The sequence below is a fragment of the Magnetofaba australis IT-1 genome (assembly GCF_002109495.1).
GTDB lineage: Bacteria > Pseudomonadota > Magnetococcia > Magnetococcales > Magnetococcaceae > Magnetofaba > Magnetofaba australis.
In genome coordinates this window covers 627,329-648,276 of sequence record NZ_LVJN01000019.1, presented here as the reverse complement: position 1 = coordinate 648,276, position 20,948 = coordinate 627,329, and the positions used below count along the sequence as shown (strand labels likewise).

Annotated in this window: 15 protein-coding genes; 10 read left to right on the top strand and 5 right to left on the bottom strand. The window is 60.7% G+C overall.

The genetic code is table 11. The annotated features are described in order from the left end of the window. Positions 1–2: 2 nt before the first annotated feature. Positions 3–1,202: an aldo/keto reductase gene (locus MAIT1_RS12045; protein WP_143814808.1), complete on the bottom strand. Its 1,200-nt coding sequence runs from the start codon at positions 1,200–1,202 to the stop codon at positions 3–5. Between the two features lie 474 nt (positions 1,203–1,676). On the opposite strand from MAIT1_RS12045, the gene MAIT1_RS12035 reads away from it, so the two are divergent. Then, the gene (locus tag MAIT1_RS12035) at positions 1,677–1,973 is read left to right on the top strand and encodes a hypothetical protein (RefSeq protein WP_085442507.1); all 297 of its coding nucleotides are present in this window, start codon (positions 1,677–1,679) and stop codon (positions 1,971–1,973) included. A gap of 50 nt (positions 1,974–2,023) precedes the next feature. After that, positions 2,024–3,391 (top strand): sulfotransferase domain-containing protein, encoded by a 1,368-nt coding sequence (locus MAIT1_RS12030; protein WP_158089460.1) that lies wholly within the window; start codon positions 2,024–2,026, stop codon positions 3,389–3,391. Positions 3,392–3,451: 60 nt separating this feature from the next. On the opposite strand, the gene MAIT1_RS12025 is transcribed toward MAIT1_RS12030, so the two are convergent. Together MAIT1_RS12025 and MAIT1_RS12020 are read right to left on the bottom strand one after the other, a co-directional pair. Beyond that, positions 3,452–4,093, bottom strand: coding sequence for a hypothetical protein (locus MAIT1_RS12025; protein ID WP_085442505.1), 642 nt, complete (start codon positions 4,091–4,093; stop codon positions 3,452–3,454). A 225-nt stretch (positions 4,094–4,318) separates the two neighbouring features. Next, positions 4,319–5,245, bottom strand: a complete 927-nt coding sequence (locus MAIT1_RS12020; RefSeq protein WP_158089459.1) for a cyclic nucleotide-binding domain-containing protein — start codon at positions 5,243–5,245, stop codon at positions 4,319–4,321. A gap of 314 nt (positions 5,246–5,559) precedes the next feature. On the opposite strand from MAIT1_RS12020, the gene MAIT1_RS12015 reads away from it, so the two are divergent. The 8 genes from MAIT1_RS12015 (at position 5,560) to MAIT1_RS11980 (ending at position 19,334) form a co-directional block, all read left to right on the top strand. Then, a complete protein-coding gene (locus MAIT1_RS12015; RefSeq protein ID WP_085442503.1) occupies positions 5,560–8,484 on the top strand; it encodes a molybdopterin oxidoreductase family protein in 2,925 nt (974 codons plus the stop codon). Positions 8,485–8,500: 16 nt separating this feature from the next. Further along, positions 8,501–9,235 carry a 4Fe-4S dicluster domain-containing protein gene (locus tag MAIT1_RS12010; protein ID WP_085442502.1) on the top strand — a complete coding sequence of 245 codons (735 nt, stop codon included), beginning with the start codon at positions 8,501–8,503 and terminating at the stop codon, positions 9,233–9,235. A 24-nt stretch (positions 9,236–9,259) separates the two neighbouring features. After that, positions 9,260–10,240, top strand: a complete 981-nt coding sequence (locus MAIT1_RS12005; RefSeq protein WP_085442501.1) for a dimethyl sulfoxide reductase anchor subunit family protein — start codon at positions 9,260–9,262, stop codon at positions 10,238–10,240. Between the two features lie 440 nt (positions 10,241–10,680). Next, positions 10,681–13,356 (top strand): PAS domain-containing hybrid sensor histidine kinase/response regulator, encoded by a 2,676-nt coding sequence (locus MAIT1_RS12000; RefSeq protein WP_085442500.1) that lies wholly within the window; start codon positions 10,681–10,683, stop codon positions 13,354–13,356. A gap of 49 nt (positions 13,357–13,405) precedes the next feature. Next, positions 13,406–15,496: a putative bifunctional diguanylate cyclase/phosphodiesterase gene (locus tag MAIT1_RS11995; protein WP_158089458.1), complete on the top strand. Its 2,091-nt coding sequence runs from the start codon at positions 13,406–13,408 to the stop codon at positions 15,494–15,496. Positions 15,497–15,598: 102 nt separating this feature from the next. After that, on the top strand, positions 15,599–16,063 hold the full coding sequence (locus tag MAIT1_RS11990) for a FecR family protein (protein WP_085442498.1): 465 nt from the start codon (positions 15,599–15,601) through the stop codon (positions 16,061–16,063). A 242-nt stretch (positions 16,064–16,305) separates the two neighbouring features. Continuing rightward, complete coding sequence (locus MAIT1_RS11985; protein WP_085442497.1) at positions 16,306–17,304, top strand: OmpA family protein; 999 nt, start codon at positions 16,306–16,308, stop codon at positions 17,302–17,304. A gap of 32 nt (positions 17,305–17,336) precedes the next feature. Next, positions 17,337–19,334, top strand: coding sequence for an ABC-F family ATP-binding cassette domain-containing protein (locus MAIT1_RS11980; protein WP_085442496.1), 1,998 nt, complete (start codon positions 17,337–17,339; stop codon positions 19,332–19,334). 209 nt (positions 19,335–19,543) lie between these two features. Here the strand turns inward: MAIT1_RS11980 and MAIT1_RS11975 are convergent, their stop codons facing one another. After that, positions 19,544–19,915 (bottom strand): hypothetical protein, encoded by a 372-nt coding sequence (locus MAIT1_RS11975; RefSeq protein ID WP_085442495.1) that lies wholly within the window; start codon positions 19,913–19,915, stop codon positions 19,544–19,546. A gap of 82 nt (positions 19,916–19,997) precedes the next feature. After that, entirely contained in the window at positions 19,998–20,903 is a 906-nt protein-coding gene (locus MAIT1_RS11970; RefSeq protein ID WP_085442494.1) for an AEC family transporter, read from the bottom strand. Between the last annotated feature and the right edge of the window lie 45 nt (positions 20,904–20,948).

Here is a 20,948-nt window from a genome sequence, read left to right as displayed (position 1 = left end):
AGTTACGCCAGGGTCAGCATCCGATGCGCCGCCGCCGCCATGCCGCCCACCGGCAAACCGTGGGGACAGGCGGCATTGCAGGCTTGACCATCACACGCCACACAGGCCTCGGCATTGGTCTCCAGTTGCGCGTATTGGGCCATACCCTGCTTCTCCTGGCCGTAGTCCTCGAAGTACATGCGATAGCGCAGGATATGCCCCACCGGCACGCCCGCCGGGCAGCTCGCTTCACAGTCCGAACAGCCGGTGCGGCAGTATTCGCGGCCATACAGCGCTGCATACTGATCCAGATGGCGCTGGTCGGCGGCGCTGAAGGCCTGGCCGGAGGCGCCCACATAGAGATTCAGATCACGACGACTCTTGATGGTCACCACCAACCCGGCCACTTCGGGATGCTTGAGCACCCACTTGAAGGCGGCGTGCTCAAACGGACCGGGCTCCTTGAGGTTGGCCCCTTTGGCTCCGGCCAGCGTCTTCATCGCCACCACGCCGATCCCTTTGCTGTGGGCGGTTTTCATCACCTCGCTGATGCGGGGGAATTTCATAAAGTTGAAGGCGGGCATGATGACGTCGTAGTGGCCGGAGTTGACCGCTTCCAGCATCAACGTCTCCATGTTGTAGGGGCCATGGGAGGAGACCGCCAGAAAACGCGCCTTGCCCGCCTGTTTGAGGACGGCAAACGCCGCCAGCATCTCTGGATCCAACAACCGTTTGCGCTCGCCCTCCAGATCGTTCTTCTCACCCATGGCGTGGACGAAGAGCAGGTCGGTGTAGTCGGTCTTCATGCGCTGAAGGCTCTCTTCGACCATGGCGATGTACTCCGCCTTTTTGGTCCCCAGCGGCAGGTGCCCCGGGTAGGCGCCTTGGCGGCAGAATTTGGTGGCGATGATCAGTTTGTCGCGCTGAATGCGTGGCATCGCCTCGCCGATGTGGGATTCGGAGGCGCCGTAGTCGGGCGCGGTGTCGATGTAGTTAATGCCCTGATCCATCGCTCGCAGCAGCATGGAGCCCGACGGCAGATGGCCGCCGCCGAAGGAGATGTCGGACATCTTCAGCCCGGTTTTGCCCAGGGTTCCATACTTTTGAATGCCGGTGACGGCGGCCTGCGCGGAGGCGGCGCCGCCCAGAGCGGCGGAGGTTCCGGCGGTAGCGCCGACAGCCCCTGCCAGGGCGGTGGATTTGAGAAAATCGCGACGTTTCATCAAGGCATCCCCCGGATAATGGGTGCGCGTTAAAATATCGCTCACGCGCGGGCGGTTTTCCGAATTGTGCGCCTTGGATGCCAACCATGCAAGCGAACAAAGCCAGGGAGATGGCGCCTAACACGCCCCAACAGTGCGGAAATAGCGTCAAAAAATCGCGCCCGACACACGCCGCTGACAGCGCGACGGCCCCGGACGCGGAGGCAATGAGGAGAGAGACGAAAGAGATCCGCTTGGGCAGAGCTTTCCTCCCGAACGTCGCCCGTCTCATGGGGGGAGACGAACGAACGCCTTAACTCTTTAGAGGAACTTGAACATATTTCGTTCGCTCTGAAACGTCACCCGCAGCCTCTATCGCCACAAAAATGTGGTCGCCCCCCCGAAACTGGGGACTCAGGTAAGCTATTTGCATGACGGCGTGCAGACGCTCTGCGTCATGCTTCAATCAAAACACTGCAAAGAGAAGCCTCCGCCATGGCCAGTATTCCACAGAACGCCTCGTCCGACGCGCGAAAACAAGAGCGCACAAACAAGCTCAAACTGGCGATCTATCTCATCTCCGGTTTGGCCGTAGCCATCGGCTTGGCGTCTCTCCTGTTTTGGGGCAACCCTTTTGGCGGCGATGAGGCGATGACTCGCGCCGAACGCATGCGCCAACGCGCCATCAGCCGCGAGCAGACCAAACGGCATATCGCCGATTCGGCGCAGAACAATACCCAGTCGCGCATGGAGAGCCACAACCCCTGGCCCAATGTGCGCACATCTCAGTAACGCCACTGTGTTTCCACGACTTATTTTGCCTGATACACGAAGGAATGCTCATGCCCGCCTCTGTTGAAGAGACCCTTCAAACCATCGCCAACATGTCGACCGAAGAGCTCATTGAAGCCGGCAAAGAGGCTCAGCAGATGGGCCGCTTCGAAGAGGGCGTATTTCTCGCCCAAGAGGCGCTAAAACGCGAACCGGAAAACTCGGATGTATTAACGCTTCTGGGAACGCTGGCCTATCGCGCAGGACGCAAAGAGGAGGCGATTAAAGTCTTGGCGCACGCCGTGGAGCTCAACCCGGGCTCCCCAGACCTGCTCTACAATTTGGGCGTTGTCCTGGCGGATCAGGATCACGCGGAGTGGGCCAAAAGCTGCTTTGAAAGCGTGCTGAAAATCGACCCGATGTTTCGCGGCGCCAATCTTCAGTTGGGACGCTACAGAATTGAGCGATACGAAGTGGGCGAAGCCATGGAGCACTATCGACGAGAGCTGGAGATCAATCCTGGGCAACCGCAAACACATTTTGAACTCAGCCAGATCCTGAAGCATTTTTCCCGTTTTGAGGAGGCTGATAGGCATCTTCACATGGCCCTGGAGCGCGAGCCTGAGTTGGCGCAGAACGCAGCGTACCATGGAGAGCATCCCGCGGAACTCGCGGTGGCGGATGAACCGCAAAATTTCCTCATTGTCTCCTACCCCAAATGCGGCACGCACCTGATCTCCGACGTGGCCCAGGGCATTACCGGAAACCCCTTCTATTGGCCCAATGAAGAGAGCTCCAACCTGGTGACGGAAAAACTGCTCACTGAGATGCCTGACGGCGCCTTTCCCATCGGCCACTGGTATCCCACCGAGTCGTTGGTGGCGGCGCTCAAAGAGCGTAACTACCGCGTCATCATTCAGTACCGCGACCCGCGCGACCAGTTGGTTTCGTTCTACTACCACTATATGGATGAAAAAGCGACGAAAGAGAACTACATCGGCAACATCGTTCGACTGCTGCCCAAGGAGCAGGCGCTGACTCTGCTGTTAGCCGGGTTCAATGGCGCCGATGACGCCCACACCTCGGGCAGCACAGCGATTATGGATAACTGGATTCAACAGTGGATCGAGTCCGGCGTGCCCTATCAGATTGTCACCTTCGAGCAGATGGTGGAGCACAAAGCCGAAAGCATCGATCGCATCAGCCGTTTTATTGGTTATCCCATGGACGCCGCGCGTCGCGACGCCATTGTGGAGAAGACCGCCTTCAACAAGCCCTCGGCGACCATGGCCGCCAACAAACTGCCCAGCTCATTCAAACGTAAGGGCAAAAGCGGAGATTGGGTGAACCATCTGCTGCCAGAACATAAAACGCTTTTCAAACTGTTGGCTGGGCAGCTCTTGGTCCGTTTGGGGTATGAAAAGGGGTATGTTTGGTAAGCGGCCGTCCACGCCCACGGCGCGCGCAACACGGCCGCCATTGTCCGAATCGGCTGAAAATCAGAACGGACTGGAGTAGTTGATGCTCACCGCATCGCCTTCGGAGTGCAGTCGGGTGTTGAGCGACATATTGGCGCCCAGGGAGTAGCTGGCCTCCAGGCTGGCGCCCTCGCCCGCCTCCACATCGCCCTGAATGCGCATATCGCCGGTGCGCCACTGCGCCGAGAAGCGTTGATCGCTCACATCCACGCCCGCCTCAACATCCGCCACGCCGCCGCGGGTGTCGCGGTTCCGCCAGGTAAAGCGATCCACACCGCTCACGCTCCACCCTTGCGCCAGAGGGGCTCCCGTCGCGGCTGCGCCATCGGCGTCGCTGGGGCTGGCGGCTTGCGCATCCTGGGCGGCTTTCCAACGCCGCGCCTGGCGTTGTTGCTCAGAGAACGCGCCGCGCAGATGGCCGCGCGCCCACTGTTTGGCTTTCTGCCGACGCTGCTCTTGCCACACAGCATTGGTGGGTTGGCGCATATCCACGCCGGAGACGCTTTCCGACCGCTCGGCGTCATTGACATAGACCGATGAACCGGGGTCCGAGCGCGGGAGCATGGCAACCTCCGCCGTCCCGCGCGCAGGGAACATCCACTGCGGCAGCGGCGCATCCCAACTGGCGCGCGCCGCCACATCTGGGGGGGCGCTCTGCGCCATCAACGGCGATGCGCTTGCCAGAATTGCGCAGACACTCAAGCACAGCGGCGACCAAACGCCGCATTGTTTCGCCCTTTGCCGTGTGCGCTTTTCGTCCATGTCCGCCCCCTGAAAACTCTTTCCCAGCGAATCGCTTTTTTACATCACGATTTTCGCCAACTTACGCGCCTTCTACAGATTTAGAGCGGGACACGGCGCGTAAAATTCCCCTATCCCCTTTTCCGGTCAGGAGTAGAGGTTGTCAATGCTTTGGAAGTGATCGATGTTCTGCTGCTGCTGTTTTTTCTGCACCGCGCCCAGGGTCATCGCCTGTTTCCACACGCTTTCCGCCAGCTTGGGCACCAGATAGCCATTGGCGGTCAGATAGTCGCGCGGATCCAGCCCCTTCTTCTCCAACGCCTTGAGCATATTGCCCGGCAGCGACTCCGAGAGCGGCGCCATATCCACCTCTTTGCTGTTCTCTCCCTTGACGATGCGCGCCTTGAGCAGCCCCAGGTGGTAGATCTTCATGCCATCCTTGCCTTCGTAAATCAGGCGGGTTTTGATCTCCGCGTTCTCCTGCTTGGCCTGCTCGAAGGGGTTGGAGGATTCGCCATGAGCGGACGCCTCGCCATGAGCGGACGCCTCGCCATGAGCGGACGCCTCGCCATGAGCGGACGCCTCGCCATGAGCGTATGACTCGCCATCGTCATGGTGCTGCTGCTTCTTATGATAGTTGGCGTTGGCCTCTTCAAAGAAGGCGCGCTGGGCGTCCAGATGGTGGATCAGAATATTGATCAACTTGTCCTTGACCAGGTCCCGCGTATCATGACTAAGCTTGGTCATCATTGAGCGTTTGAACTCGATGACGATGGTTTCCGATTCAGCGGAGATGCTGGTGGTGCGTTTGCGCGGGCTCAGAAACGCGATCTCGCCAAACAGATGGCCCGGCTTGATGGTGGCGATGGGATCGCCGATGGGCTTCTTGAACACCAACAGGGAGCCCGACAGCGGGATGTAGAAGGAGTCGCCCGGATCGCCTTCGTTGACGATGCCCTCATTGGCGCGATATTTCAAAAACCGCACATCCTCCAGGGCGCTAATCTCAGCCTTCTGCTCAGCAGTAAACCCTTTAAAGAACGGGATTTTATCCAGATATTCCTTTTTGATCATGACGCCCAAGCCCTCATCGACCATAATCCACCGGCGCAACCGTGCGCCCCATAGCTGAAAAAGTAACAGATTGTCGCCGCCAACGCATACCCATTTTAATACTGCATTGGGCGGTCTGGGACGGCTTTGCCCTGCGAAAGCTGGCGGATGTTGACGCGCATGGCCGAATTTTATATAAGAATATGATCATACTGTAATGAGGCGCGCTTATGTCCATTAGTCCGCTTTATGCGCGATAAATCCGGCCACTCTGACGCTTCCCGGCCTGTCGCCGCCTCAGACCAACCACGCTTAAGCCCACGGAAAACCACGCCATGGAAGATCCGACCACGACCAGCGACTTCGAACGAGGCCGCGTTGAGGTAAAGAACACCACATGCTACATGTGCGCCTGTCGCTGTGGCGTGCGGGTGACCCTGCGCGATGGCGAAGTGCGGCACATCCAGGGCAACCCCGACCACCCGCTCAACCATGGGGTGATCTGCGCCAAGGGCTCCTCGGGCATCATGAAACAGGTCTCCCCGGCGCGCCTGCTCAAGCCTCTCAAACGCAAAGCACACGCTGAACGCGGCGAGGCGCAGTTTGAAGAGATCACCTGGGAGGAGGCGTTCGACACCCTCACCGAGCGCCTGACCAAACTGCGCGCCGAAGATCCGGCCAAGTTCGCCCTGTTCACCGGCCGCGATCAGATGCAGGCCCTCACCGGCCTGTTCGCCAAGCAGTTCGGCACCCCCAACTACGCGGCCCACGGCGGTTTCTGCTCGGTCAACATGGCCGCTGGCATGATCTACACCATCGGCGGCTCGTTCTGGGAGTTCGGCGGTCCCGACCTGGATCGCGCCAAGGTGTTCGTCATCTTCGGCACCGCCGAGGATCACCACTCCAACCCCATGAAGGCGGCGCTGGGCAAATTCAAGAGCCGCGGCGGTCGGGTGATCTCCATCAACCCCATCCGCACCGGCTACTCGGCCATCGCCGACCAGTGGATCCCCATCCGTCCCGGCACCGACGGCGCCATGATCCTGGCGCTAATCCATGAACTGATCAAACTGGGTCTGTACGATCGCGAATTCCTCATCCAGTACAGCAACGCCGCCGAGTTGGTGATCCAGAGCCCGGACAATGATGACCACGGCCTGTTCATGAAGAGCGGCAAGGAGGCCCCGGACAGCTGCTTCGACCCCCAGGACCGCATGTGGTGGGATCTGGAGAAGAACCAGCCGGTGCCCTCGCGCAGCGAAGGGGTGGCCCCCAAACTGCTGGGCGAGTACCGCCTGGACGACGACACCGTGGTCAAGCCCTCGTTCCAACTGCTCAAGGAGCGGGTGGAGGACTTCACCCCAGAGTGGGCCGAGCGCATTACCGGCGTGCCCGCCGAGGTAATTCGCAAGCTGGCCCATGAGATGGGCGTCACCGCCCGCGACCACAAGATCGAACTGCCCATCTCCTGGACCGACGCCTGGGGCAAGGAGCACTCCAGCATCACCGGCAACCCGGTGGCGTTCCACGCCATGCGCGGTTTGGCGGCCCACTCCAACGGCTTCCAGACCATTCGCGCCCTGAGCATCCTGATGTCGATTCTGGGCACCATCGACCGTCCTGGCGGTTTCCGCCACCGTTCGCCCTTCCCGCGTCCGGTGCCGCCCTGCCCCAAACCGCCCAAGTCCCCCGCCGATGTCGCCCCCAACACGCCGTTGGAAGGGCTGCCGCTGGGCTGGCCCGCGTCGCCGGAGGATCTGTTCGTCGACGAGGAGGGCGAAGCGGTGCGTCTGGACAAGGGCTTCTCCTGGGAGTATCCGCTCTCCGCCCACGGCCTGATGCACAACGCCATCACCAACGCCTGGCGCGGCGACCCGCACAAAATCGACACCCTGCTGCTATTCATGGCCAACATGGCGTGGAACTCCAGCATGAACACCACCGAAGTCCGCGACATGCTCAAGGACAAGGATGAGAACGGCGACTACAAGATTCCGTTCCTGGTGGTGGCCGACGCCTTCGCTTCCGAGATGGTCGCCTTCGCCGACCTGGTGCTGCCGGACACCACCTATCTGGAGCGCTACGACGCCATGTCGATGCTCGACCGGCCCATCTCCGAATTCGATGGGCCGGTGGACTCGGTGCGCATCCCCGTGCTGCCGCCCAAAGGGCAGTGCAAACCGTTCCAGGAGGTGCTCATCGAGATGGGAACCCGCCTGGGACTGCCCGCCTTTGTCAATGACAAGGGCCAGCGCAAATATCGCGACTACCCCGACTTCATCGTCAACTTCGAGACCGCGCCGGGCTCCGGCGTCGGCTTCCTGGCTGGATGGCGCGGCAAGAACGGCGAGAAGATGATGCGCGGCGAGCCCAACCGCAACCAGTGGGAGATGTACAAGCAGCACGGCTGCGTGTTCCATCAGGAGCTGCCGCGCGCCTATCAGTACATGCGCAACTGGAACCGGGGCTATCTCAACTGGGCCAACCACCACGGCATGATCCGCTACGCCGAGCCCATCTCCATCCACATCTACTCCGAGGTGTTGCAGCAGTTCCGCCTCGCCGCCCAGGGCAAGCGTCCCGGACGGCGTCCGCCCGAACGCCTGCGCAAACGGGTGGAGACCTACTTCGACCCCCTGCCGTTCTACTACGAACCGCTGGAGTCGCAACTGCTGGACACCAACAAGTACCCCTACCACGCCCTGACCATGCGCCCCATGGCCATGTATCACTCGTGGGACAGCCAGAACGCCTGGCTGCGACAGATCCACACCTACAACTACATGTACGTCAATCCCCGCGTGGCCCGCGAGTGCCACTTTGAGGATGGCGACTGGATTCGGGTGGAGTCCCAGTGGGGTAAGATCGAGTGTATGGCGCGTCTGACCGAAGCGGTGGAGCCCAACACCATCTGGACCTGGAACGCCATTGGCAAAGCCTCCGGCGCGTGGGGGCTCTCCCCCGACGCCAACGAGTCGCGCCAGGGCTTCCTGCTCAACCACCTGATCTCCGAGGAGCTGCCCGCTCACGACGCCGGCGACCATATCTCCAACTCCGACCCGGTCACCGGTCAGGCGGCGTGGTTCGACGTGCGCGTCAATATCACCCGCATCGCGCCGCCCGACAGCAAGCTCAAATCCGCGCCGCAGTTTCGCCCCATGGGCATTCTGCCGGGCATGATCGCGATCAAGGATAAACTGCGCGGTTACTTCGCTGGGGGCAAGAAGGCCATCGGCGTCACCACCCCCAAAGAGAAGTAAGCCGGGAGGACGAAGCATGACCCAATTGGCTCTGGTCATCGATTTGAACATCTGTGTGGGCTGCCACGGCTGCGTCACCAGCTGCAAAAGCTGGAACACTTCCGGCTGGGCGGGCCCGCTCACCGACGTCAACCCCTATGGGGCCGATCCCCACGGCACCTTCTTCAACCGCGTGCAGACCTTTGAAGTGGGCGAGTATCCCAGCACGGAGACCATCCACTTCCCCAAGAGCTGCCTGCACTGCGAAGAGGCCCCCTGCGTGCCGGTGTGCCCCACCGAAGCCAGCTACAAGCGCGCAGAGGACGGCATTGTGCTGGTGGACTACGACAAGTGCATCGGCTGTAAGTACTGCTCCTGGTCCTGCCCCTACGGCATGCGCGAGTTCGACCCCGGGCAGAAGGTGATGAAGAAGTGCACCCTGTGCGTGGATCGCATCTATGACCAGAACCTGCCCGAAGCCGAGCGCAAACCCGCCTGCGTGCTGGCCTGCCCGGCGGGGGCGCGCCTGTTTGGCGACGTGCACGATCCCGACTCCGCCGCCTCCAAGGCGATTCGCGAAAAGGGCGGCTTTGTGCTGATGCCGGAGATGGGCGCCAAGCCCTCCAACCACTACCTGCCCCGGCGCAAGACCGAGCTGGAGATTCAGCCCGAGGAGTTGGTGCGCACCGACAACCCGCTGGCGGTGGAAGGCGAGCTGTCGGCGCTGGAAAAGGGCGCCCACACCCTGGACGATTTCATGTCCGGCGGCTAAGCCGGATCGATCGGGAGCGATATTATGAAACCTGCTTTTTCGGTGATCTTCCTCACCACTCTGATCGGCGCGGGCCAGGGCCTTCTGTTCGCCATGGTCACGGCGCAGACCTATCTGCGCCTGCAAGAGGCGCAGCCGCTGCCCGGCGACACCTTCTACGCCCTGGGCGCGCTGGGCGCATTGATCCTGTTGTCCCTGGGTCTGCTGGCCTCCACTTTCCACCTCAGCCACCCGACGCGCGGCTGGCGCGCCATTGCGCGCTGGCGCACCTCGTGGTTGTCGCGCGAAGTGATCATGCTGCCCCTGTTCATGGGCTTCGTGGCCCTGTATGGGGTGATGCACTACTTTGACTTCAACCAACCGCACCTGACCCTGGGCGGTCTGGTGAATATCGAACTGACCCTGCTGGTGGGGTGGATCGCCTCCATCGTCGGCCTGCTGCTGTTCATCTGCACCGGCATGGTCTACGCCAGCGTCAAGTTCCTGCCGGAGTGGCGCTGCGGCCTCACTGTGGTCAACTACACCCTGCTGGGCAGCGCCTCCGGCTACACCGCCGGCGCGGTGCTGGCGGTGCAGAAAGCCGGGCGCGTCTCCGACTACATCCTGGCCTGGGCCATCGCCATCACCCTCACCGGCATGGTCACCCGCATCATCCAGTTGCGCCGCAACAAACGCCTGCGCCCGGCGGTGACCCACAAGTCGGCCATGGGCGTGCACCATGGCAAAATCCGTCAGGTCTCCATGGGTTTCATGGGCGGCTCCTATAACACCAAGGAGTACTTCCACGGCAAGAGCCCCAGCTTTGTCTGCAGCGTCAAGTGGGCGTTCCTCTTCTTGAGCTTCCCCATCCCCATTGCGCTGCTCATCGCTGGACGCCACTTGGATATCCTGGACCTGATGTTCGCCGCCTTCATCGTGCAGATTTTCGGCCTGATGCTGGAGCGCTGGCACTTCCTGGCCGACGCCAATCACGTACAGAATATCTACTATCAGACAGTCGGCTAGCCTCCGCCATCATGGCGCAACAAAAAAGCCGCTTCCTACTGGAAGCGGCTTTTTTGCGTTTCGTCACTGTGCTGACACGCCATCAACGTCCGGTTCAGCCCTCGCGACCGATCCAACCGGCGCCGTCCGGCGTATTCATCTCAATCACCACGCCCGCCAAAAGACCTGCGCCCGCCAATACCAACAACAGCAATGCCGCTTCCGTCATCCTGAGCTCCCAGCCAGAGTGAATCACCGCGCATGACCGGTCGTGCTCAGCGCGCGCTCCCATAACTTTCAATCCGTTTGCATACGGCTTGCCAAAACCCTGCCGCCGCTCTGGCTTTTTTTCCCCACGCCGCCCCAAAAACGGCTCACAAAGCGCTTGGATATCATGCGCATACACAGTATACTGGTTCGGTTTGAAATGAAAATCACCCGCATTTAGGAGTCAGCGTCACATGGCGCACAAACTGACTCACCGCCTGTCGTCGCGTCTGGCGGCCATCACTGTGGCCATCTCATTGGCTATTGGCGCTGTGATGACGCTGGGATACCTGCTGTGGGACATGCAGTGGGAGCGCCATCACATCGTGGCCGAGCAGACCCGCCTGCTGCGCATCCAGTCCCAATCCCAGTTCGACGCCTTTGACCACCCCCTGACGCCCCAGTCTGCAATCGAGTTCACGCAGCAGTTGCTGCACGCCAATCCTGTCACCATGGTGACGCTGCGCGACGCCAATGGCAAACCCCTGGCCTATGCCGAGCGCTCGCCAAAAGAGAGCTTTACTGCACAGGTTTCCGCCTGGATGCTGGGCGACTCCGCCGATCTGGAGACGCTGCTGCATGTCGCCGGCGCGCCCGGACCGTGGCGACTGCAATGGATGCTGGATGCGCCGCTGGCCGCGCAGATCTACTGGCGACGCGCGCTGCTGACCGTGCTACTGGGATTTGGCGGCAGCCTGCTGTTGGGCCTGCTGCTGCTGCGGGTGGTGCAGCGCAACATCTCCACCCCACTGAATCAGATCGTTGCGCACCTGCTGCGCATCTCTCCCGATCAGCTCGACGCCTGCCGCTTGGAAACCCCTGTCAATCATGAGCGTGACGAACTGGGGGTGCTGGCGAAGATTCTCGATGAACTGCTGGTCTCCTCCGGACAGACATTGATGCGCAGCAAACGCGCAGAAGAGCGTCTGCTGGGAGTGATCAAGGCGCTGCCGGACGTGGTGTTGATTCTCGACGCCCATGGCGGCTGTCTGGAGGTGCTCAGTTCCGATGAACCCACCCGCCGCGCCTACGCCGCGCAGATCGCCAACCGGCAGTTCGACCGCGTCACGGTGGAGGGGGTGGAAGAGGAGTTTGAACACGCCATCGCCCGCACCCTGGCCACCAACTCCTTGCAGATCGTCGAGTTCCATCTGGCCGTTGAAGAGGGGGGGCGCATCTTCGAAGGGCGCATGACGCCACTGGGCAAGCACCCGGAGATTCATGAGCCCTCGGTGATACTGGTGGCGCGGGACATCACCCATCGCAAGCGGGTGGAGGAGCGCCTGCGCGACCAGTTGCATTTCCAGAACGTGCTCATGGACAACATCCCCAACCCGCTCTTCTACAAGGATATTCGTGGCCGCTACCTGGGTTGCAACAACGCCTTTGAAGGTATCCTCGGCATCAGCGAACAAAACCTCATCGGCAAAAACGTGCACGATCTGCTCGATGTCGATACCGCCACCAAATATGAACAGGCCGACATGGATCTCTTCCAACGCGGCGGCGAACAGCGCTACGAAGGACGGCTCACTTATGCCGATGGCGCCTCCCATGACGTCATTTTCAATAAGCGCGCGTTCTATACCGCCGATGGCAAGATTGGTGGACTGGTTGGGGTGATCCAGGACATCACCATGCGCAAGAATATGGAGGGGCAGTTGCGTCAGGCCCTCAAGATGGAGGCCATCGGCGCTCTGGCGGGCGGTATTGCGCACGATTTCAATAATATCCTTAGCGCCATTCTGGGGTTCACCGAACTCTCCCTGAGCGAGGTGGAGCCCGACAGCCTGATCCATCGCAATCTCACCCAGGTCTATACCGCAGGCGGACGCGCGCGAGATCTGGTCAAACAGCTGCTGGACTTCAGCCGCCCCTCCGACGAAGGGATGTCGCCGCAAAACCCCTCCACCGTGGTGCGCGAATCGGTCAAGCTGCTACGCGCCACCCTGCCCAGCACCATCCGCATCGAAACCCGGGTGGATGAGCAGGACGGCATGGTGCGCGCCGATCCCACCCAATTACAGCAGGTGATGATGAACCTGTGCACCAACGGCGCCCGCGCCATGCGTGAGACCGGCGGCGTGCTCTCCATCTCCCTGGAGAACCGTATTTTGCCGGATCCCCCCAGCGGATTGCCGCCGGGCTCCTACTTCGTACTTTCGGTCTCCGATACCGGCGTGGGCATCCCGCAAAGCCATCTGGAGCATATTTTCGACCCCTTCTTCACCACCAGCAAAGTGGGCGAGGGCTCCGGATTGGGGCTGTCGGTGGTGCATGGCATCATCAACAAACATGGCGGCGCGGTCACCGTAGAGAGCCAAGAGGGCTCCGGCTCCACCTTTAGCGTCTATTTGCCCCGCGCCGAGCTCACCGCCGAAGAGGGGCAAGCGCAAAACAACCTCCCCTCACCCGCCTCCCCCCTCGCCCCCAGCCGCTCCCGGCGCTCCGCGCGCATCCTGTTAGTGGATGACGAACTGGAGGTGCTGGACGCCGCCCAGGGTCAGTTGCAGCGCGCCGGTTTTCAAGTGGAGGCCTTCTCCAGCCCGGTGGAGGCCTGGCGCGCGTTTGAGCAGAATCCGCAGCGCTTCGACCTGCTCATTACAGACCAAACCATGCCGGGCTTGACCGGCTTACAACTTGTCGAAAGAGTGAGGAGTTTGCGTAACGACCTTCCCATTGCCCTGTGCACCGGGTACAGTGAGTTGGCTGGCCCCGATGAAGCGCGCGAGATGGGCGTCGGCTCCTACCTGATGAAACCGATCCTCGGTCGGGAGATGGTGGAGACCGCCGATGCGCTGCTCGACCGAACCGCCAGCCCCCCGCCGCGCAAAGACGAGACGGACCCTCAACCAGCGGATGGAACGTGATTCAACCGACGCCACGACAGACTGCTCACGCTTACGGATGGGCGCGCAAATGAGCCTCCTGCCGGACAGCGCTGTCCTCGGCGACGCTTTGCCCTGCCCGGTGCTGGGCGTCGATGCGCTGGGCGCGATCTGCTACGCCAACGCCGCCGCGCTTGAGCGCTTTGCGCGCACGCGACAGCAGATTGAAACGCTGACGATCCAGCAACTGCTGCCTGGCTTCAGTCTCAGCGTCGCCAGTTCCGAGCCGCAACCGTTACTGGCGCAGCCCGCCAGCGGCGCGTCGTTTGCCGTGATGGCCCACTCCAGCCCGGTGGCCAGTGACACGGAACTGAGCCACCTGATCACACTGCTTGCGCCCCCTTCCGACGAAACCCTGCATCAACAGTTGGCGGACCTGACGCAGCGCTATCGCGCGGCCATGCTGGAGATCTCCCACCAGCTGCGCGTCACCACACAACTGTATGAAAACGCTATCGAAGGAATGGTGGTGATGGACGCCAACGGCGTGGCGCTGTCGGTCAACCACGCCTACACCAACATCACCGGCTACAGCATGCAGGAGGTGATTGGCAAACCCACCCCGCTGCTGCGCGGCGACACGCTGGAAGAAGACGGCGGCCAAGCGAAGATTTTTGAGGCGGTCAAGCAGAGCGGGCAGTGGCGCCGTGAGATTCTCAACCGCCGTAAGAATGGCGAATCCTATACCGAGATGCTCACGGTTAGCGCCATACCCGACACCCAGAACAACACCCGCAACTTCGTCGCCGTGTTCTATGACCTGTCCCAGGTCAAACAGTGCGCCGACGACCTGAGCGAAAAAGGGCATCACGACGCCCTCACCGGGCTGCCGCTGCGCAATCTGTTCCTGGACCGTCTGCAACAGGTGCGCGACCACGCCCTGCGCAGCGGCGAACGCTTCGCCGTGATGATCATCGGGCTGGATGGATTCCGCCTCATCAACGACAGCCTGGGCAATGACTTCGGCGACCAAACCCTCATCGCCATGACCAAGCGTCTGACCGCGCAACTGCGCGGCAGCGACACCATCGCGCGCATTGGCGGCGATGAGTTCGGCATCATTCAACGCGAAGCCGATAGCGCCGATTCCGTCGCCGTGGTGGTCTCCAAACTGCTGGACGCCATCAAAAACCCGCTGCACATCCACGAACAAACCCTGACCATCTCCGCCTCCATCGGCGTTTCGCTCTCCCCCGACGATGGCGATACCCCGCAGGAGCTGATGCGCAACGCCAACGTCGCCCTCAGTCGCATGAAGACCCAGGGCGGCGATGGTTTCCGCTTCTATACCGCCGCCATGGGCGAAAAAGCCTCCCAGCGTCTCTCGCTGGAGAGCCAACTGCGCAAGGCGGTGGATAACGGCGAATTCATCCTGTTTCACCAGCCCAAGGTCTCCATTCCCGAGCGACGCATCGTCGGCATGGAGTCCTTGATCCGCTGGCGACTGCCTGATGGCTCCATGGTCTCTCCCGGCGCGTTCATTCCGCTGGCCGAAGAGACCGGACTGATCGCCCCCATGGGCGAATGGGTGCTACAGACCGCCTGTCGCGACGCCCAAGCCCTCAACGAAGCGGGATTCGGTCCGCTGCATGTGGCCGTCAACCTCTCTGGTCGTCAGTTCCAGCACGGCGATATCGCCAAATTCGTCGACGCCACGCTGTCCCAGACCCGACTCTCGCCCAAACGCCTTGAGTTGGAGATCACCGAAAGCATCGTCATGCGCGATGTGGAGAAAGCCATCGGCGTGATGAACCAATTTAAGGAGATGGGCGCCGGAATCGCCGTAGACGACTTCGGCACCGGCTACTCCTCTTTAAGCTATCTGAAGCGCTTCCCCCTCTCCACGTTGAAGATCGACCGCGCCTTTGTCATGGGCGTGGGTCAGGGCGAAGGGGATGAGGCGATTATTCTGGCGATTTTGGGCTTGGCCCGCTCGTTGGGCCTGAAAGTGGTGGCCGAAGGGGTGGAGGACTGGACTCAAGCCAGTTTCCTGCAACAACAACACTGTGATATGATTCAAGGATTCCTGTTCAGCAAACCGTTGCCTTTCGATGAGTTGAAAGCCTTGCTGGAGCAGGATCGTCAAAGTGGCGGGTTGCCGGGTCCAGAAAAAGAGTCGTGAGTGGATTTTTTTTTGCAACTTCCCCACAACGTCGGTTACAGAATAAATAAGAACAGTAGAGCGTTCTATAATCTCATCCATTTTTTGCAATTGGAGAACCCCATGTTCGCCCTGAAATCCGCCTCTCAGTCGCTGCTGCGCACGCTCATCGCCGCCGTCGTCATGATCGGCTTCGCCAGCATCTCGCAGGCCGCTGACCCCATCGGCAATATCAAGAAGTTCGAGGGCGACGCCAAAATCGTGCGCTCCGGTCAGGACGTGGCGCTGAACCTGGGCGACCCCATCTACGTGGATGACCTGCTCACCACCGGCGATGGGGGCTCCATTGGCGTGACCTTCCAGGACAACACCATGATCTCCATCGGCCCCGCTACCGAATTCGTGGTGGACCGCTTTGTGTTCCAGCCGCGCCATAACCGCTTGGCGTTTGGCTCCAAGATTACCAAGGGCACGCTGCAGTTCATCTCCGGCACCATCGCCAAGCTGGCGCCAGAGAAGGTGGCTGTAAACACCCCGACCGGGACCATCGGCGTGCGCGGCACCCGCTTCCTGGTGAAAGTGGAGTGATCCGACAAACCACGGCGGATTGACTGCATCTTGGTCGTCACAGAGAACGCGCCCCGCGGTTGAGCGGGGCGCGTTTTTGTTTGCCCACACGGCTGATGGATGCAGATGAAAAGACGCATATGGCTTGTGGATGGCGCCGCGTATGCTATAAAGTGTAGAATCTTTTGTTCAGCAGGCTTGTGCGAGCTGCTGAAACTTATCTGTCACGACACATTCTGCTGTCAATTCAACGGTAAGCCATTATGCTGTGGAACCTGAAGACTCCTCGCGCATTGCGACATATCGTCATCGTCCTGGCGTGTTTGGGCCTAACGACAACGCTTCTGCTGCCGATATCAGCCTCCGCACAGCCGAAAAAAGATGTCTTGACGGAGCAGGAGCGCGAAGTGGTGGACTTCAGCGAACGTCTCAAGCGCGTTCGAAACCTGCCTTCGTTCTATTATATCCTGCATCAAGTCACCACAGCCGCCACCAACAGCATGCGCATTGACCATCTGCGCATCACCTATGACGCCAACAAGACACCCATTGTTGAACTGGAAGGGCGCGTATTGGGCGGGTTTGCCGAAGCCAGCCAAAACTTCTCCAACTTTGTGCGCAGACTCAAAGAGATGCGCTACCAGGTGGACGAGCGCTACGCCAAATCGGACCTGGAGTGGATCGACTATAAACTGAAACTGAGTCGCCCGCTCAAGCCAAAGCCCAAAAGCTTTGTGGTTCTGATGGAGAATCTGGACGGCAAAGTCGGCGCAATCCTGGTGGAGAACAATACCGGACAACAACGGGTTGACCAGGCCAACGCCGCTGTGGGCATGGATGACGCCGACGCCGTGCTTGAAGAGCCCTTTGTGATGAAGAGCAGCGAAATTGAGGCTGAGTTTGGCGGAGCGCTGCAAACCTTGCCGGAGAAGCCGGTTAAGTTTGTGCTCTACTTCAAATCCGGCGGCGCCGAGTTGACCGATGCATCCCAGCGTGAACTCCCCATCATTCTGCGGACGGTGCGCGAACGCACCGCGCCTAACGTGAGCATCACCGGACACTCCGACAAAGTGGGCAACGAAGACTACAACTATCGCCTCTCTCTCAAGCGCGCCCAATTGGTGCGGGATCTGGTCATCGAAGAGGGCGTGGAAGAGAAACTGGTGGAAGTGGAGTCCCACGGCGAGAACAACCCGCTGGTGCCAACCCCTGATAACGTCGCCGAACCGCGCAACCGTCGCGTTGAGGTGTATGTGCGCTAACTCTTGCTGCGCCCAGTCGTCACAACAGTCTCATGCTCTCTCTTGACGCCATCGATAAACAGTATGGCCCCCAGGTGCTGTTGCAGCAGGCCAGCCTGCTGCTGCACCCGGGGGAAAAAGCGGGGCTCATTGGCCCCAACGGCGCAGGCAAAACCACCCTGTTCCGCATTATCGAAGGGATCGAGGAGTTCGATGGCGGTCAACGCCGTCTGACGCCGCCCACCCTGCGCATTGGCGTCCTGCGCCAAGAGCTCTCCCCATCCGAACGCTCCATCCTGCAAGAGACCCTGCTGGGCGATGCCGAACTCACCGCTCTGCTCAAGCAACGCGACGCGCTGCATACAGAGTTGGCGCAGTGTGCCGACGCCGACGCACAGATGCGCCTGTCTCACGACTTGGGTGAAGCCGAACACCGTCTTGAGGAGATCGACGCCTACTCCGCCGAAGCGCGCGCCGGCGCCATTCTACAAGGGTTAGGTTTTGCGCCCCAAGTATTGGCGCAGCCATTGAACGCCTTCTCCGGCGGCTGGCGCATGCGTGTGGCGCTGGCGCAGTTGCTCTTCTCGCGCCCTGATCTGATGCTGCTGGACGAACCCACCAACCACTTGGATCTGGAGTCCGCCGCATGGCTGGAGCGCTACTTGGCCAATCAACCCGGCGCGTTTCTACTCATCTCCCACGACCGCGGCCTGCTGCAACGCGCCTGCACTGTCATTGTCGAGTTGGAGGGCCGCAAACTCACCCGCTATAAAGGCGACTTTACCGATTATCTGCAGCAGAAAGAGACCAATCTGGCTCTGCTGGAGAAACAGGCCGCCGCGCAGGATGCGCGCATCGCCGAGTTGACCCGCTTCATCACCCGCTTCCGCGCCAAAGCCACCAAGGCGCGGCAAGCGCAGAGCCGAGTCAAACAACTGGAAAAGATTGAGCGCATCGAGTTGCCAGAGTCTGCGCGCAAAGCGCCGGTGATCCGCCTGCCGGAGCCGCCGCCTTGCGCTCGAGAGATGGCCACCCTGCGCAATGTGCACAAAGCGTTTGGCGAAACCCAGGTCTTCACTGGATTCAATTTGGATCTGATTCGTGGCGGCAAGATCGGCTTGCTGGGTCCCAATGGCCAGGGCAAATCCACCTTCCTCAAGCTGCTCAGCGGCGCTCTGGCTGTGGATGCTGGCACGCTCGCTTTGGGGGATCGCGTTCAGCCCGGTCACTTCGCTCAACACGCGTTAGAGGCGCTGAATCCAGAAGAGAGCGTACTGGACGCCGCTTGGCGCGCCGCACCCAAAGGCATGGACCTGACCGGGGTGCGCAATGTGCTGGGGGGGCTGCTATTCTCCGGCGAGAGCGTGGAGAAGCGTGTTGCGGTTCTCTCCGGCGGTGAGAAAGCGCGTCTGGCATTGGCGCGCCTGTTCCTCTCGGGGGCCAATCTGCTGCTGCTGGACGAACCCACCAACCACTTGGATATGGGCGCGCGCGCAGCGCTGGAAGAGGCGCTGGAGTCCTACACCGGGTCAATTATCCTGGTGTCCCACGATCGTGATCTGCTGGAGGCGGCGTGCGACAGCTACTGGGTGGTGGGCGATGGCGCAGTGCGCCCGTGGGAAGGGGAACTGGAGGATTACCTGGAGCAGTTGTCGCAGACGCCCGACGCCCTGAGCAATTCGAGCCGTGGCGCCGCTGACGCCAGCAACCCCTCCACAGCGCCTGATGCGAAAACGCTCAAACGGCTGGAGGCGGAGATCCGCAACCGTCTGCATCAACAAACCAAACCGCTCAAACAACGCTTGGCGCGTCATGAGCGCGACATTGAGGCCCTGGAGAACGAAAAGGGCGAATTGGACGCCGCCCTGGCTGATACAGCGCTATACGAAGAGCAGAATAAGCAACGATTGCAGCCCATGGTGGAGCGTCATGGACGACTCAATGTCGAATTGAGCGAGAAAATGAGCGCATGGGAGCAGGACTCCGAGCGCATAGAAGAGCTGGAACAGGATGCGCAGGACGCATTGGCTGCACTGCGCGGATCGCTATAGTCGCCGCAGAAGAGAATTAAACATTTGAAGCGAGGAGATATCGAGGGCTCCGCCCACACCCGCTTAAGGGTCACAGACCCTTAAGAATCCCGCCTCCGGCCAGCCGGAGGCCAATAGTCAGCGCAAGCTTTACCTGTGTCACACAATCATTGAGGAGCCTGTGCAATTCAGAATTGCGGTGACTATATAATCTGCGAATGGGCCGTCCCCTACTCCACAAAATCCCCCTGAGCCGTATCACACGCCACACCCATCACCCGACTCAACCGGTCAAGCTCGCGCAAACGTTGGTCCCAGGCATACTCCCGCGGCTGCTCGCCCCACCACTCTGGCCGCGCCTGACGCAGCTGATGCAATCGTTGACGCACCCAGTGTGGCGTCACCGTCTGCGCGACGCACCCCTGCTCAGCAATCAACGCCACAATACGGCGGCATAACGCCTCATCCACCGGCGTATACACAAAACGCAAATAGAAGCCCGCCAACTCCTGCGCCCGTTGTCGATTGCGCAGTCGGCAATACAGCTCTGTCTCGCGCGCTTGCGCTTGGCTCCAACCGGGATCGGGATTCAACGACGTCATCAACAAACAGCTCACTGGATCAGAAGGTTAAGCAAATCATCTCTATCCAACAGCACTCCGAGGCAAAGCGCAATGGCGCGCGTTATCGCGCAACAAACAGCGCATGAATCAGCGGCAGTGTTACGAACGAGAGGGGAATGCTCACCCCCACCATGGCGGCGGCCAAGCGCGGCGCCAAACCCGCAGACGCCGCCAAGGCCCCTGCTGTGATCATGGAGCCCATACCCGCTTCAAATACGCTCACTTCAAAGCCAATGCCCGCCAGCCCCATCGCCGCGCCAACCAAGCCGAACAGCAACGGCGCGGCCAGCAATTTCAGTCCCAACCCCAGTCCCATCGGCGCCCAAAGATCACGACTCAAACGCGGCTCCAATTGCAATCCCACCGCCAGCATCACCACAGGCATCAACGAATTGCCCACCCGCTCCAGCAGCCCGCTGATCGCCTCAGGCCACACCACGCCATGCAAAGCCAACCCCGCCAACAGCGCCACAAATGGCGGGAACACGAGAATGCGCTTGGCGATTCCCAGCGGCCCAGGACGCTCCCCATGGGCATAGGTCGCCAAAATGATCGCGCCATAAGACGCCAATAATGGAAACGTCCCCAGCTGGTCGTAGATCATCGCATAGACCACAGGTTCCGGCCCAAACCACGCTTCGACCAAAGGGAACCCCAAAAACGACGTGTTCCCCAACGGAACTGTGAGCAACAGGCACCCCGTGACCCCGCGCGACCAGGAAAACACCCGACTCAATCCCAGCACAGCAAGAGCTGAGAGCGCCAACAAGAGCCAAGGCGTCACCGCTGGCACGATCGCCTCGGCATTCAGCCGCAACCCCGGAAGTCGTAGCAAGACCAGTGCGGGAAGAGCCACCGTCACCACATATGCATTCAGCGCAACAGCGGCGTCAGCGCGCATGGCGCCGACCCGCTTTAAGCCCCAGCCAAGACACACCAACGCCAACGCCCAGTACGGTTCAACCATCGACCCTCTCCAAAACCCCAGCGTAAACGCAGACAGACATTCTCA